Origin of the sequence: Cryobacterium sp. TMS1-13-1 (assembly GCF_004403125.1) — a bacterium.
Taxonomy (GTDB): Bacteria; Actinomycetota; Actinomycetes; order Actinomycetales; family Microbacteriaceae; genus Cryobacterium; species Cryobacterium levicorallinum.
Genome location: NZ_SOGX01000001.1, coordinates 166,607 through 181,262, shown reverse-complemented (window position 1 = coordinate 181,262; position 14,656 = coordinate 166,607). Strand labels below are relative to the sequence as shown.

Sequence of the window (14,656 nt, the reverse complement as noted above, 5' to 3'; positions counted from 1 at the left end):
ACCGCGTCGCTCCACCGTCTCAACGTGTGCGACGAGACCCCGCGCTCCACGCGCCAGGCAGTCTTTCCTCCGTGCACAATCGCGTGGTACTCATAAACAAACTCGCGAATCTCTGCCGCCGTGAACCCTGGGCTGATTGACATTTCTCTGCTTCCTGCTGATCGTGAACTGACTCACAACCAGCTTGACGCAGAGGGGAATGGGTCAAGAACAGCCGGTTTCACGGCTTCTGGACACAAATTTCCGCAGTTCTGAACGACGCCACCGAGGCTCCGCAGGATCCGCGGCCAGCGGGCTCAATCGTCATAGTGGAAGCGTGCCTGCAGGATCACCAAGTCATTACCGATCACCCGGTTGACGAGGCTGTGCTCCTGGTTTATCCGTCGCGACCAGACATCGCTGGCACGATGTTTGAACCGTTCAAGCTGACCGCGACCGTCTGCGGGATTGCGCATCGCGTCATCGATGAGGACGTTGACGCGTTTGAGAAGTCGACGGTCGTTGACTTGCCACCATTGGCAGTCGTCCCACCCGGCTGGGTCAAAGACCAGCCTCACGACCGGTCGAGATCGCGGGCTGCATAGTCGCCGCGCTCGGAGCGTTCCATCGCATCGGACAGACGACGCGCGTTCGCTGGGGTGGAGAACAAATGCAGGGTCGTCTGCCAGGCTTCGTAGTCCTCTTCTGAGATGAGAACTCCGTTTCCGGCCTTGGAAGTGATGGTGACAGCACAGTGATCGTCGTTGACTTGACCCAGAAGAGGGAACAGCGATTTACGGGGGTCGCTTGCTGTAATCGTGGTCATCGTGGCTCCTCGGGATCAAGTAGGCACTTGTACGAGAAGCAGTACCGCAATGACTAGACATTAGACCTTACGTCTGGGCACGCGCCCAGCGATCGGAGACCTCGCGTTCGAACACTTTACTGCCGGGGTCGAGCACCTCACGCGGGGCCCGATAATCCCGGAGCGGGGAAAGTCGTTCGCGAGTGCGGCGGCATCCCTTCAAAGAGCCTGCACCGACGTTCACGCACGATTGCGCTCGCTTCTGATATATGTTTGAGTAGTCAACAAATCATCAACGAAGCTGAATCGGAAGTAGTGAAATGACCCTGAGTGACGTGAGCCTGACCCCCACCCGCGACGACAAGTTCTCCTTCGGCCTCTGGACCGTCGGTTACAACGGCAGCGACCCGTTCGGCGGCCCGACCAGGCCCAAGCTCGATGTCGTCGACGCCGTCACCAACCTGGCCGAGCTCGGCGCCTACGGCCTCACCTTTCACGATGATGACCTGTTCGACTTCGGTTCAACGGATGCCGCCCGCCAGCAGCAGATCGACCGCCTCAAGCAGGCACTCGCCGACACCGGCCTGGTCGTGCCGATGGTCACCACCAACCTGTTCAGCGCCCCCGTCTTCAAGGACGGCGGATTCACCTCGAACGACCGCGCCGTGCGCCGGTTCGCGCTCCGCAAGGTGCTGCGCAACATCGACCTCGCCGCCGAGCTCGGCGCCCAGACCTTCGTCATGTGGGGCGGCCGCGAGGGCGCCGAGTATGACGCGGCCAAGGACATCCGTTCGGCGCTGGAGCGTTACCGCGAGGCCGTGAACCTGCTCGGTGACTATGTCACCGACAAGGGCTACGACATCCGCTTCGCCATTGAGCCAAAGCCCAACGAACCCCGCGGCGATATTCTGCTGCCGACCGTCGGCCACGCGATGGCCTTCATTGAAACGCTTGAGCGGCCCGAAATGGTCGGCGTAAACCCCGAAGTCGGGCACGAGCAGATGGCCGGGCTCAACTTCGCTGCCGGCATCGCGCAGGCGCTGTACCAGGGCAAGCTGTTCCACATCGACCTGAACGGTCAACGCGGCATCAAGTACGACCAGGACCTGGTCTTCGGCCACGGCGACCTGCAGAACGCGTTCGCGCTGGTCGACCTGCTCGAAAACGGTGGCCCGAATGGCGGCCAGACCTACACCGGGCCCCGCCACTTCGACTACAAGCCTTCACGCACAGAAGATGTCGCCGGTGTGTGGACCTCGGCCGCGGCCAACATGCGCACCTACCTGCTGCTCAAGCAGCGCGCCGCCGCCTTCCGCGCCGACCCCGAGGTGCAGGCGGCCCTCGCCGCGTCGAAGGTACCCGACCTGGCGAACAACACCCTGGCCGCCGGCGAAAGCTACAACGACCTCCTCGCCGACCGCGGCTCCTACGAAGACTTCGACACCGACGCGTATTTCGGCGGCAAGGGCTTTGGCTTCGTGCACCTGCAGCAGCTCGCCCTCGAGCATCTGCTCGGCGCCCGCTAGCCCCTGCCCCTGCCCCTGCCCGGCGGGGGCTAATTCAGGGGGTCGGCCGCCATTGCCACTATGTGCCCCGTAAAATCGGGGTCGGGTGCCAACCAGCGTCCCCGGTTTCCTGATTTAGCCACCCACCACCGCGCATAACTCCTGCAAATTATCTGCCGCCCGCACCGACACCCACGTCTTTACGCCAAAGTCACTGGGCGGCCGCACAGATTGCAGGAGTTATGCGCACCTGACCTACGAACGGACATGTCATGACACTGGTTGCCGGAGTCGATTCGTCGACACAGAGTTGCAAGGTCGTCATTCGTGACGCCGACACCGGAGCGCTGGTGCGGTCCGGTCGGGCCAGCCACCCAGAAGGCACCGAGGTCGACCCCGCCGCCTGGTGGGACGCCCTCCAGGAGGCCGTCGCTGACGCCGGCGGCCTCGACGACGTCGCCGCCATCTCGATCGGGGCGCAGCAGCACGGCATGGTCGTGCTCGACGTCGACGGCGAAGTCATTCGGCCGGCGCTGCTCTGGAATGACACCCGCAGCGCCCCGGCCGCCCTCGACCTGCTGCGCGAAGTAGGCGCCGCCGAGTACGCCGCCCGCACCGGAGTCGTTCCGGTCGCGTCCTTCACCGCGACCAAACTCCGCTGGCTGCAGGACGCCGAACCGGCCAACGCGGCCCGGGTCGCCGCCGTAGCCCTGCCGCACGACTGGCTCACCTGGCGTCTGCGCGGCTTCGGCCCGGCCGCGACCTCCGTCGTCGCCGATGGCCCGGCCGCCGAAAATCCCCTCGGCCCCGTGTTGACCGAGCTCACCACCGACCGTTCCGACGCGAGCGGCACAGCGTATTGGTCACCGAGCACCGGCGACTACGACCTTGACCTGTTCGAACTCGCCCTCGGCCACGCCGCCGTGCTCCCCCGCGTGCTCGGCGCCGACGAACAGGCCGGCGTCACCGCGCGACTGGGCGGCAGCAACCACGCCTGGCTCCCAGCCGGCATCGTGGTCGCCGCGGGTGCCGGCGACAATGCGGGTGCCGCCCTCGGCCTCGGCGCGAGCGCCGGCGACGTCATCGTCTCGATCGGCACGAGCGGCACCGTGTTCGCCGTCACCGATCAGCCCACGACGGATGCCTCCGGCTCCGTCGCCGGGTTCGCCTCGGCTTCCGCAGACTTCCTGCCCCTGGTCGCGACCCTCAATGCCGCCCGCGTTCTCGACTCGATCGCAGCGCTGCTCGGCGTCGACTACGACGAGTTGGGGCGCCTCGCCCTAGAAGCCGAGCCGGGAGCACAAGGCCTCGTGCTGCAGCCGTACTTCGCCGGGGAACGCACGCCGAACCTGCCGGAGGCGACGGCATCCGTTTTCGGAATGACTCTCGCGTCGACGACCCGGCCGAACCTGGCACGCGCCGCGATCGAGGGCATGTTGTGCGGACTGGCCGACGGCCTCGACGCCGTGCAGGCACTGGGCGTGAGCGTCGGGCGCATTCTACTGATCGGCGGAGCGGCGCAGAACCCGGCCGTGCGCGCCATCGCCGCCCAGGTGTTCGCGGCTCCGGTCGTGGTACCGGCGCCGGGCGAATACGTCGCTGACGGCGGGGCAGTGCAGGCGGCCTGGGCTCTGACCGGCACCCGTCCGACCTGGGCTGCGGCCATTGCGGCCGAGCCGGCGCCCGATTTTTGCCCGGTCATCCGCGCCCAGTACGCGGCGCACTCCTGACCCCGTTTGCGACCCTAGAGAAGGATTTAATCATGTCCCCCGCACGCACTCTCGCGCCCCAACAAGTCTGCCGAATCGTCGTGCTGGACGTGGCCACTGGCGAGAGCATCCTCGTGCTCGAGACCGACGAACGACTGTATGAGGCTCCGAACTGGACGGCGGCTGGGGAATTGATCCTGAACGGCGACGGACTACTCTGGCGGCTGCTGCCGGTGCCGGGGGCACGACCGGTTCGGTTAGAGATCCAGGGCATTCCCGAGCTCAACAACGATCACGTGCTGGCTCCGGACGGCGAGACGATCTACCTCTCCGCCAACGACCGGCACATCTACTCCGCACCGCTGGCCGGCGGGACCGCCACGCGGATTACTCCGAATACCGGCACGGCGATGCATTTTCTGCACGGTGTCAGTCCCGACGGATCGACCCTCGCCTACATCCGCCTTGAGCCCGAAGATGAGAGCAACTCCGGCGCCGTGCACACGATCGGCGCCGACGGCAGCAATGACACCGCGCTTACCGACGGGTCCGCCCATGCCGATGGCTCCGAGTACTCGCCCGACGGGCAGCGGATCTACTTCAACACCGAACAGTTCAGCGAGGCGCCCGGCCATGCACAAATCGCGCGCATGCATCCCGACGGCAGCAACGTTGAACAGCTCACCGTCGACGAGCGCGTGAACTGGTTTCCGCATCTTTCGCCCGACGGCACCTGCGCCTACTTCCTCAGCTTCCCGAACGGCACCACGGGGCATCCCGCGGATCTGTTGGTGGACATCCGCTTCGTGCGCGGAGACGACTGGACCCGTGCCGTCACGGTTGCCTCCGTGTTCGGCGGCCAGGGCACTGTCAATGTGAACGGCTGGGCACCCGATAGTGCTCGGTTCGCTTACGTGGAATACCCGATCAGCTGATCCCCTTCTGCGGAACCAGAAGATTGTCGATCTGGGTCACCGACAGCACGTGCAGGATCACCATCATCGCAGCGCCGAGCACACCAGCCCGATCCATAGCCCGCGACTGCACGATGCGCAGCTGGGCGGTCGACAGGGGCAGGGAGCGCGAGTATACGATTTCGCGAATTCCGGCCAGCAGATGTTCGCCCGCTTCGGCCATGCCACCGCCGATCACGATGACCGATGGATTCAGCAGGTTCACACAGGTTGCCAGCACCGTTCCGATGTCTCGCCCGGCCTGGCGCACCGCGGCGAGCGCCACAACATTGCCAGCCCGGGCCAGCGCCACAACGTCGCGAACGCTTGTGGCCTCCAGACCCTGCTCGCGCAGGGAGGCAGCGATCGCCGGGCCACCGACGATGGCCTCCAGGCAGCCAGTATTCCCGCAACGGCATATAACGTGGTCCGCATGGGGAACGCGCACGTGGCCCAGGTCTCCCGCGGCGCCAACCGCGCCTCGCTGTAGCTGCCCACCCCCGATGATTCCGGCGCCGATTCCGGTAGCCACCTTGACAAAGAGGAGATTGTCATCGTCCGGCCACTCCGTGGCCTGCTCCCCAAGTGCCATGATATTGACGTCGTTGTCCACGAGCACGGGCACGGTAAAGACGCGTTGCACGTACCCGGGTACGTCGAACCCGTCCCAACCCGGCATGATCGGCGGGTTGCTGGGCAGTCCGGACAGATGTTCAACCGGCCCGGGCAGGCCGATTCCGATGCCGGCGACCTCGCTGATTTCGCGGTCGTTCGCTGTCAGCAGCTTCCGCGCGGTGGCCGTCACCCAGTCCAAAATGGCTTCGGGCCCGGCAGCGACGTCAAGTTCGGCGCGTGCGCTGTCGCGAATGGTGCACCCGAGGTCGACCAGCGCGATCACACCGTGGGAGGCACCGATATCTACGGCGATCACAATGCGGGCGGCGGGGTTGAAAGCGAAGCGCGACGGCGGCCTTCCACCAGATGAGTTCGCTTCCCCGACTGCGCTGATCAGAGCGGATGCCAGCAGCATGTCAACCCGAGCCGCCACGGTCGACCGGGCTAGGCCGGTGACCGCGGCGAGTTCGGCTCGAGTGCGCGGTTCGCCATCGCGCAGCAGCTGAAAGAGGTCACCGGCGCGGGACACTCCGGCGGCGCCGGGAGCGCGCATCGTCAGGGGCAGGGTCATGAGTTAAGTATTACCACCACGTACTTATCTAGGTCACGCACTCACCATATGTTCATCACTTTACTACTTTTGCTTGACTAAAACGCAGAAGTCGCCCTACGTTGTCCGTGTGGGGTGCATCACCCGCACTTTCACTCAATGTTGAGGAGAACTAGTGACGTATTCGATCCAGCTCTACACCGTAAGAAAAGCGCTCGACGCGGATCTGACCGGAACGATCAAACGCATCGCCGACATCGGATTTCAGCTTGTCGAACCCTACAATTTCGTCGCTACGGCGGACGAACTCGGCGCGGCCCTCCGCGAAAATGGCTTGAAAGCACCCTCCGGCCACGCACCGCTGCTCCGCGCTGACCAGGACGAAATCTTCGCTGCGGCGCAGAAGCTCGGCATCGAAACGGTCATTGACCCGCACGTTCCCGAGGAGCGCTGGAAGACCATCGAAGACATCGAGGCAACGGCCGATCTTCTCAATGCAGCGGCGATCAAGGGCACCGAGTATGGCATCACCGTCGGGTACCACAACCACTGGTGGGAAGTGGAGACCTTCCCCGATGGCCGCACGGGCTTGGAGGTACTGGCCGATCACCTCGACCCGGCAGTCGTGCTCGAACTCGACACCTACTGGGCCGCGGTTGGCGGGCAGGACCCCGTGGCACTTCTCGGCCGCCTGGGCAACCGAGTGCGACTCATACACATCAAGGACGGACCGGTCAACTCCGATCCAAGCACGCAGTTGGCCGTTGGCGATGGCGTGCTGCCCATCTGGGACATCGTCGATGCTGCGAAGGGTCTCGAAGTCGGGGTCATCGAGCTCGATGATTTCCACGGTGAGATGCTCGACGCTGTCACTGACAGCTATCGATACCTCGCAGCGGGGCGGGTCGCCGCATGACCAGGACAGGTCCCGTCGGCATCGCCATCATTGGCGCCGGCGTCATCAGCAAGGAATATCTGACCAATCTGGCCACCTTCCCCGACGTAACCGTGCACGTTGTTGCCGACATGTTCGAAGAGGTGGCCGCGGCGCGCGCCGCTGAGTTCGGAATTCCGCGATCGGGCGGTGTGGCCGCAGCGTTGGAACACCCCGACGTTGAAATCGTCATCAACCTGACCATTCCGGCCGCGCACGTAGCCGTGGCAACCCAAGCAGTGCAGGCGGGTAAGCACGTCTGGAGCGAGAAGCCGTTTTCCCTGGACCGCCAGTCTGGTCGCGCCCTGCTGGCCGCCGCCGAGACGGCCGGAGTGCGCCTCGGCTCAGCGCCAGACACCTTTTTGGGCGCCGGGCTGCAGACCGCGCGGCGCATGATTGAGCGGGGCGATATCGGGGTTCCCCTGACAGCGCTCACGCTGATGCAGTCGCCCGGTCCCGAGTCCTGGCATCCAAACCCGGCGTTCCTGTTTCAAGAAGGCGCCGGCCCTCTGTTTGACATCGGCCCGTATTACCTCACCACGCTGATCCAGACGTTCGGTTCCATTAAGAAGGTCGCGGCGTTTGGGTCGAAGTCCCGCGCGACACGGGTCATTGGCTCTGGCCCCAAGGCCGGCGAGGAATTCGCTGTCACCGTGCCCTCGCACGTGAGTGCAATCGCGCAGTTTGAAAGCGGGGAGTCGTCGCAGAGCATTTTCAGCTTCGATTCGCCTTACAAGCGCCACGGCTTCGTTGAGGTCACCGGCACCGAAGCGACCATCGCCTTCCCCGACCCGAACCAGTTCGATGGTGACATTCGCATCTGCGCTCGAGGCGCCGAGGAATGGACCACGGTCGCGTCAGTAGGATCGACCGCCAGCCGCGGGGTTGGCGTGCTCGAGATGGCCCGAGCGATCCGCGAGGGCCGTCCGCACCGGGCACCGGGTCAACTCGCTTACCACGTGCTTGACGCCATGGTCTCGATTTCTGAATCCATGGAGTCGGGGGATTTCGTGTCCCTGGAGAGCGTCGCGACGCCGTCAGAGGCACTCCCCGAGGACTGGGACCCGACGACTTTAACGGTGTCCGGCCCGAACGACTCAACCGCTGTTCCGCGCGTCTCCTACTCAACAACGAGAATCTAGGGGTTTGTCATGAAGTCGAAATTCAAGTTATTTGCCGGCCTGGCGGTCGTTGCCGTCGGCCTGTCCGGTCTGACCGCGTGTTCCAGTGAAGCGGATGCCGCTGGGTCGGGCGACACGATCACCTATTGGGCATCCAACCAGGGGTCGTCCCTGACCGACGATGCCGACAAACTCCAGCCCATGCTGGATCGGTTCACGGCAGAAACGGGCGTCAAGGTCGACCTGGAGGTGATCAGCTGGACGGATTTGTACAACCGCATCCTCACAGCCGTCACCAGCGGTGACGGCCCCGATGTGCTGAACATCGGCAATACTTGGGCCGTCACCCTGCAGGAAACCGGGGCGTTCGAGCCGTTCGAGGGCGCCACCCTTGACGCCGTTGGCGGAGAGGACCGGTTCTTGAAGACGAGTTGGTCTGCCAGCGGGGCCGCCGGTGAGGCACCAACCTCCATTCCCTTGTATGGGCTCGCGTACAACATGTACTACAACCCGAAGCTGTTCGCCGAGGCGGGCATTGACGGACCTCCGGCCACCTGGGACGAATTTGTGACGGACGCCAAGAAACTCACTGTGGACACCGATGGCGACGGATCCATCGACCAATGGGGATTCACCGCGGCAGGTGCATCCGTTTCAGCCAACTCGCACCAAGCGTTCATTCGCGGGCTGCAAAACGGTGGCACTCTCTTCGATACCGAGGGCAATCCGACTTTCGACAGCGACGCGCAGGTTGCCGGTGTCAAGCAGTGGATTGACCTGATGTCCACGGATAAGGTCATGTCACCCAGTGACGCCGAGACCAGCGACGGCTCGGCCAAAGTCGACAATTTCATCAACGGCAACGCCGCGATGATGTTCGACCAGAGTCCGTTGAAGAACTTCTCCGCCAGAGACTTCACCGACTTCGCCACCGCGCCAGTGCCAATGATGTCCACGGATGCCACGGGCATGGAAGCCACCCAAAGCCACGTCGCCGGCATCAACCTAAGCATCTTCAAGAACAGCGACAACAAGGAGAACGCGATCAAGCTCGCCGCCTTCATGACGAGCGACGCGGAGCAGGTCTACCTCAACTCCGCCTTCACCTCGCTGCCGACCGTGACCGCCGCGGGAGCGGATGCTGCGTTCTCAACGGAGGACGTGGTCGCCAAGCAGGAGGCACTGGCCGAGCATGCCGCTCCCATGCCCCTGATCAGCAAGGAGGGCCAGATGGAAACCTTGACCGGGACCGCCATCAAAAATCTCTTCGCCCAAGCTGCGACCGGCACCGTGACCGATGCCGACATCAAAGCCGCCCTGACCGACGCCAATAACCAAATGGCGGCAGCCCAGTAACTCGAGCCAGTTAGCAGAGGGTGGGGGTGACCCCACCCTCTCTCTCAAGGAGGTCTGATGTCACACACCGTCATTACGGGCCGGGCCGCGGCCGAGTTCGTCCCCGAGGTTCCGCCCGTGACTCCACCGAAGCCACTTCGGCGCAAGCGCCGAAACATACTCCCGTACGTTCTGGTCACCCCCGCAGCGCTGCTGGAAATGTTCATCCACATCCTCCCGATGTTGCTGGGTATCTGGGTCGCGTTCATCTCGTTGAACCAGCTCAATCTCACGAACTGGCTGGGCGCCCCGTTCGTCGGTTTTCAGAATTTCGCCAACGGGCTGAATCCCAACAGCACCATTGGAGCGGTGTTCTTTGCGACGGTAGGCCGCACGCTGCTCTACACGATTCTGGTCGTGGGGTTCTCCTGGGTGCTCGGCATGACCGCCGCCGTCTTTCTCAATTCGCAGTTTCGCGGCCGGGCTCTGATCCGCACCTTTTTCCTGGTGCCGTACGCGCTGCCCGCCTACGTGGGCACCATCGCGTGGGCGTTCATGTTCAACCAGCGTGACGGAGCCATCAACCAGATTTTGGTCGACACCCTGCACCTCTTCGAAGAGCGACCGTTCTGGCTGCTCGGTGAGAACTCCTTCGCCGCCATGGTCATCGTCAACATCTGGCAGCTCTGGCCGTTTGCCTTCCTGATGCTGATGGCCTCGCTGCAAAACGTGCCGAACGACGTCTACGAAGCGGCTTCCATCGACGGCGCCAACCTCTGGCAGCAGTTCCTCAAGATCACCCTGCCAATGGTGCGCCCGACCAATGCCGTGCTGCTGCTCGTGATGAGCCTCTGGACGTTCAACCAATTCAACATTCCCTTCGTACTCTTCGGTGCCGCATCGCCACCGGAAGCCACGCTGGTCTCCCCGTTGATCTACCAGAACTCCTTCGGAAGTTGGAACTTCGGTCTGGGTGGCGCCATGAGCGTGCTGCTTCTCATCGCTCTGTTCATTGCGTCGGCCTTCTACATCCGTATGGTTCTCCCGAAGGGCAAGGACAAGGACAATGATTGAGACACGCAGCTTCAAGGTGCTGCGCACCATCGTGCTGTCGCTGCTGTCGATCTGGGTTGCCGTGCCGTTGTACGTGGTGGTTTCGACGTCGTTCAAACCGCTGGAGGATGTCTCGGGAGTCTTCGACTGGATTCCGGAAACGCTGACGGCATCGCCCTACATCGATATCTGGACCACAGTCCCGTTGGCGAAATATTTCGTGAACAGCCTCATCGTCACGTCTGCAGCGACATTCTGTTCCGTTATCGTCGCCGTTCTCGCCGCCTACGCCATTGCCCGCCTGGCATTCAAGGGCCGTCGCGCATTCAGTCTCGTCGTGTTGTCCACCCAGATGTTCCCCGGAATCCTGTTCCTGCTCCCGCTGTATCTGATTTTCACTCAGATCAGAAATCTCACGGGAATTCAGCTTCAGGGCTCATACAGCGGCCTGATTATCACCTATCTGACCTTCACCCTTCCCTTCGCGATTTGGATGCTGAGCGGCTATTTCGCGTCCATTCCGCGGGAACTCGAAGAGGCGGCGATGATCGATGGCACCGGTCGCATGGGCGCGTTGATTCGCGTGGTGCTTCCGGTGGCTAAACCGGGCATCATCGCCGTAGCGGTGTATTCATTTATCTCTGCGTGGGGAGAGGTTCTGTTCGCGTCGGTGCTCACCAATGAGAGCACGAAAACGCTGGCGCTGGGCCTCAAGGCCTATGCGAGCCAAACGGACGTCTTCTGGAACCAACTGATGGCGGCATCCGTTGTGGTGTCCCTGCCCGTTCTCATCGGCTTCATCCTCGTGCAGAAGCACCTGGTGGCCGGACTGGCCGCCGGGTCGGTGAAGTAATGCCCCCCCGACCCCTCGGCGTAGCCATGATCGGCTACGAATTCATGGGCCGTGCGCACTCGAACAGTTGGCGCAACGTTGACGCTTTCTTCGACGTGCCCCATTTTGAACGCCGGGTGATCGTGGGCCGGGACGCCGACCGGGTCGAGGCTGCGGCTTCGCAACTCGGCTGGCCCGAGTGGGCCACCGACTGGCGCGAGGCCATCGCGCGCGACGACGTGGACATCGTCGACATCTGCGCGCCCGGCTGGCTGCACGCCGAAATCGCTATTGCGGCGCTCGCCGCCGGCAAGCACGTGCTGGTTGAGAAGCCGCTCTCGAATACCCTCGCCGAGAGCGCGGCCATGGTCGACGCCGCCCGTGCCGCACGCCTCGCCGGGGTGCAATCGATGATTGGCTTCAACTACCGCCGCGTGCCAGCCCTCGCCCTGGCCAGGCAGCTCATCGCGGATGGTCGCCTCGGTGACGTGCGCCAGGTGCGCGCCAGCTATCTGCAGGACTGGCTGACGGATGCCGAGGCGCCGATGACCTGGCGCCTGCGCAGAGAGACGGCGGGCTCTGGCTCGCTCGGCGACATCGCGTCGCACGTGATCGACCAGGTCATGCACCTGCTCGGCGATACCGTCACCGAGGTATCCGGTCGCCTGCACACCTACACGACGGAGCGGCCAGGGCCCGACGGGCCAGAAGCGGTCACGGTGGACGACGCCGCGTGGGCTACGCTCGGCCTGGCTGGCGGCGCTATCGCGAGCGTGGAGGTGAGCCGGGTTGCCCTCGGCGCGAAGAACTCCCTGCGGCTGGAAATCTATGGCAGCGCCGGCAGCCTGCGATTCGATCTGGAACGGCTCAACGAGCTGGAATTTCTCGATGGAAACGAACCCCTGCAGACGCAAGGGTTTCGCCGCATCGTGGTCACCGAGCCGGAGCATCCGTACCTGTCAGGATGGTGGCCGCAGGGTCATGTCCTCGGCTGGGAGCACAGCCACACCCACCAGATTCGTGATTTTCTGCTGCATATCGCCTCCGGCACCGCGCCGGAGCCCTCCTTCGAGAGCGGCCTGGCCGTGCAACAGGTTCTCGACGCGATCGAGCAGAGCGCGGCATCCAATGGCACCATCATTTCTATCTAAGGAGACACCATGACACGCCCATACACCCTCTTCACCGGCCAGTGGGCCGATCTCCCGTTCGAACAGGTCGCCGAGCTGGCCGGGCAGTGGGGCTATGACGGCCTGGAGATCGCGGTGTCTGGGGACCATCTCGACGCCTGGCGCTGGGACGACGATGCCTATATCGCCAACCGGCTCGAGATTCTCGAGCGCAACAATCTCAAGGTCTGGGCCATCTCCAACCACCTCAAGGGTCAGGCCGTGTGCGACAGCCCGATCGATTTTCGGCACCAGGCCATCGTGGGGCCACGGGTGTGGGGTGACGGCAACCCGGAGGGGGTGCGCAGCCGCGCAGCCGAGGAGATGAAGAACACCGCCAGGCTCGCCGAGCGCCTCGGTGTCAAGACCGTCGTCGGCTTCACCGGCTCGTCAATCTGGCAGTACGTGGCTATGTTTCCTCCGGTGCCGCAGAGCGTCATCGACGCGGGCTACCAGGACTTCGCCGATCGCTGGAACCCCATCCTTGATGTTTTCGACGAGTGCAGCGTGCGGTTCGCGCACGAAGTGCACCCCTCCGAGATCGCCTACGACTACTGGTCAACGGTGCGAACGCTCGAAGCGATCGGCAACCGCCCGGCGTTCGGCCTGAACTGGGATCCCAGCCATTTCATGTGGCAGCAGATCGACCCGGTCGCCTTCATCAGCGACTTCAAGGACCGCATCTACCACGTGGATTGCAAGGATACGAAGATGCGGATGGGTGGCGGGCGCAACGGCATCCTCTCGTCTCATCTGCCGTGGGGAGACCCGCGACGCGGCTGGGATTTCGTCTCGACGGGCCGCGGTGATGTGCCGTGGGAGGACAGCTTTCGTGCGCTGACCGCGATCGGCTACGACGGCCCCCTCTCGGTGGAGTGGGAAGACGCCGGCATGGACCGCCTGCAAGGCGCGCCGGAGGCACTCGCCTTCCTGAAGAGCTTCGGTTTTGCGCAGCCGAGCACCTCGTTCGATGCGGCCTTCACCCAGTAGGTGCCCGCGCGTTACGCTCGGCTCTCACAGTCGCCTCACAGGCTCCCGGAACCAGACCGTTAGGCAGGGCCGATAACGTCGTAGGCAACAGCAGCGACAAACGAATGGTGAACTTCCGCATGAGCACTTCCGGCCAGGCCCGCCCGCCCAAGAAAGACCGACGCGAAGACGCCCGCGAAACCGCCCGCCTCATGCGCGCCGAGCAGGTCAAGCGGGACCAACGCCGTCGACTCTTTCTGCGCGGAGGCATCGGTATCGGCCTGCTCGCCGTGGTCGCCATCGTCGCCGTGGTCATCGTGAACAACGTCACCGCCCCGGCAGCGGCGAGCCCGGCCAACATGGCCAGCGACGGCATCCTGCTCGGTAGCGACGGCACGACGGTTTCCGCCGCCGCGACAGCAGCTCTCGAAGCGGATGCCGACCCGATCGCCACCGACCAGAGCGCGCTTGTCGACACGGCCAACATCGTGATGTACATCGACTACCTGTGCCCGATCTGCGGCAATTTCGAGGCCACCAACGGCGAGCAGATCACCGAGTGGGTCACCGCCGGAAATGCCACGGTCGAGGTTCACCCGATCTCGATTCTCGATCGGTTGTCGTCGGGCACCGAGTACGCCACCCGCGCCGCAAACGCGGCTGCCTGCGTGGCCAACTATGCCCCCGACAACTTTCTCGACTTCAACGCGGCTATGTTCGCCGATCAGCCCGCCGAGAACACGACCGGCCTGACCGATGCCGAGCTGACCAGCCTGATTGAGGGGTCCGGGGTGACTTCCAGCGAGGTCGCCAGCTGCATCGCCGATCAGACCTACTCCGGCTGGGTCGACGCCACGACGCAACGTGCGCTCGAGGGACCGATTCCCAACTCCGACATTGACGCAATCGAGGGAACCCCGACGGTGCTGGTGAATGGCGTGAAGTACTCTGGCTCCAACAGCGATGCCGCCACTTTCGAAGCCTTCGTCACTGAGCAGATGACCGCTGATGCCGAGTCGGGCGAATAGCACGTACGGCCCGATTCATCGACCGGGCCCGGGCCCGGGCCCGGAAAGCGGGCCCACGATCGATCATGGGCCCGGCTCCGCAACCTGGGCCCGACGTTC

General features: G+C 63.9%; 14 protein-coding genes. 11 read left to right on the top strand and 3 right to left on the bottom strand.

Features of this window, described 5'->3' with window-relative positions; genetic code table 11:
• Positions 1–296 precede the first annotated feature (296 nt).
• Both E3T31_RS00925 and E3T31_RS00920 read right to left on the bottom strand, forming a co-directional pair.
• Positions 297–557: a Txe/YoeB family addiction module toxin gene (locus E3T31_RS00925; RefSeq protein WP_134467056.1), complete on the bottom strand. Its 261-nt coding sequence runs from the start codon at positions 555–557 to the stop codon at positions 297–299.
• On the bottom strand, positions 554–805 hold the full coding sequence (locus tag E3T31_RS00920) for a type II toxin-antitoxin system Phd/YefM family antitoxin (protein WP_134467055.1): 252 nt from the start codon (positions 803–805) through the stop codon (positions 554–556). Before E3T31_RS00920 ends, E3T31_RS00925 begins: the two co-directional genes overlap by 4 nt.
• Positions 806–1,104: 299 nt before the next feature.
• On the opposite strand from E3T31_RS00920, the gene xylA reads away from it, so the two are divergent.
• From xylA to E3T31_RS00905, 3 genes are all read left to right on the top strand, one after another.
• The gene (gene xylA, locus E3T31_RS00915; RefSeq protein ID WP_134467054.1) at positions 1,105–2,310 is read left to right on the top strand and encodes a xylose isomerase; all 1,206 of its coding nucleotides are present in this window, start codon (positions 1,105–1,107) and stop codon (positions 2,308–2,310) included.
• A gap of 251 nt (positions 2,311–2,561) precedes the next feature.
• The gene (locus E3T31_RS00910; RefSeq protein WP_134467053.1) at positions 2,562–4,019 is read left to right on the top strand and encodes a xylulokinase; all 1,458 of its coding nucleotides are present in this window, start codon (positions 2,562–2,564) and stop codon (positions 4,017–4,019) included.
• A gap of 32 nt (positions 4,020–4,051) precedes the next feature.
• The gene (locus E3T31_RS00905; RefSeq protein WP_134467052.1) at positions 4,052–4,933 is read left to right on the top strand and encodes a PD40 domain-containing protein; all 882 of its coding nucleotides are present in this window, start codon (positions 4,052–4,054) and stop codon (positions 4,931–4,933) included.
• On the opposite strand, the gene E3T31_RS00900 is transcribed toward E3T31_RS00905, so the two are convergent.
• Positions 4,926–6,137: an ROK family protein gene (locus E3T31_RS00900; RefSeq protein ID WP_134467051.1), complete on the bottom strand. Its 1,212-nt coding sequence runs from the start codon at positions 6,135–6,137 to the stop codon at positions 4,926–4,928. The two genes, E3T31_RS00905 and E3T31_RS00900, sit on opposite strands and share 8 nt — an antisense overlap.
• Positions 6,138–6,291: 154 nt before the next feature.
• Here E3T31_RS00900 and E3T31_RS00895 point away from each other — a divergent pair, with 154 nt between their 5' ends.
• The 8 genes from E3T31_RS00895 (at position 6,292) to E3T31_RS00860 (ending at position 14,557) form a co-directional block, all read left to right on the top strand.
• A complete protein-coding gene (locus tag E3T31_RS00895; protein ID WP_134467050.1) occupies positions 6,292–7,032 on the top strand; it encodes a sugar phosphate isomerase/epimerase in 741 nt (246 codons plus the stop codon).
• Positions 7,029–8,192, top strand: a complete 1,164-nt coding sequence (locus E3T31_RS00890; protein WP_134467049.1) for a Gfo/Idh/MocA family protein — start codon at positions 7,029–7,031, stop codon at positions 8,190–8,192. Before E3T31_RS00895 ends, E3T31_RS00890 begins: the two co-directional genes overlap by 4 nt.
• Before the next feature lie 9 nt (positions 8,193–8,201).
• Positions 8,202–9,527 (top strand): sugar ABC transporter substrate-binding protein, encoded by a 1,326-nt coding sequence (locus E3T31_RS00885; protein WP_134467048.1) that lies wholly within the window; start codon positions 8,202–8,204, stop codon positions 9,525–9,527.
• A 57-nt stretch (positions 9,528–9,584) separates the two neighbouring features.
• On the top strand, positions 9,585–10,580 hold the full coding sequence (locus E3T31_RS00880) for a carbohydrate ABC transporter permease (RefSeq protein WP_134467047.1): 996 nt from the start codon (positions 9,585–9,587) through the stop codon (positions 10,578–10,580).
• On the top strand, positions 10,573–11,412 hold the full coding sequence (locus E3T31_RS00875) for a carbohydrate ABC transporter permease (RefSeq protein ID WP_134467046.1): 840 nt from the start codon (positions 10,573–10,575) through the stop codon (positions 11,410–11,412). Before E3T31_RS00880 ends, E3T31_RS00875 begins: the two co-directional genes overlap by 8 nt.
• Complete coding sequence (locus E3T31_RS00870; protein ID WP_134467045.1) at positions 11,412–12,542, top strand: Gfo/Idh/MocA family protein; 1,131 nt, start codon at positions 11,412–11,414, stop codon at positions 12,540–12,542. Before E3T31_RS00875 ends, E3T31_RS00870 begins: the two co-directional genes overlap by 1 nt.
• 9 nt (positions 12,543–12,551) lie before the next feature.
• Positions 12,552–13,550 carry a sugar phosphate isomerase/epimerase gene (locus tag E3T31_RS00865; protein ID WP_134467044.1) on the top strand — a complete coding sequence of 333 codons (999 nt, stop codon included), beginning with the start codon at positions 12,552–12,554 and terminating at the stop codon, positions 13,548–13,550.
• 119 nt (positions 13,551–13,669) lie between these two features.
• Complete coding sequence (locus tag E3T31_RS00860; protein WP_166788344.1) at positions 13,670–14,557, top strand: thioredoxin domain-containing protein; 888 nt, start codon at positions 13,670–13,672, stop codon at positions 14,555–14,557.
• The last annotated feature ends 99 nt before the right edge of the window (positions 14,558–14,656 follow it).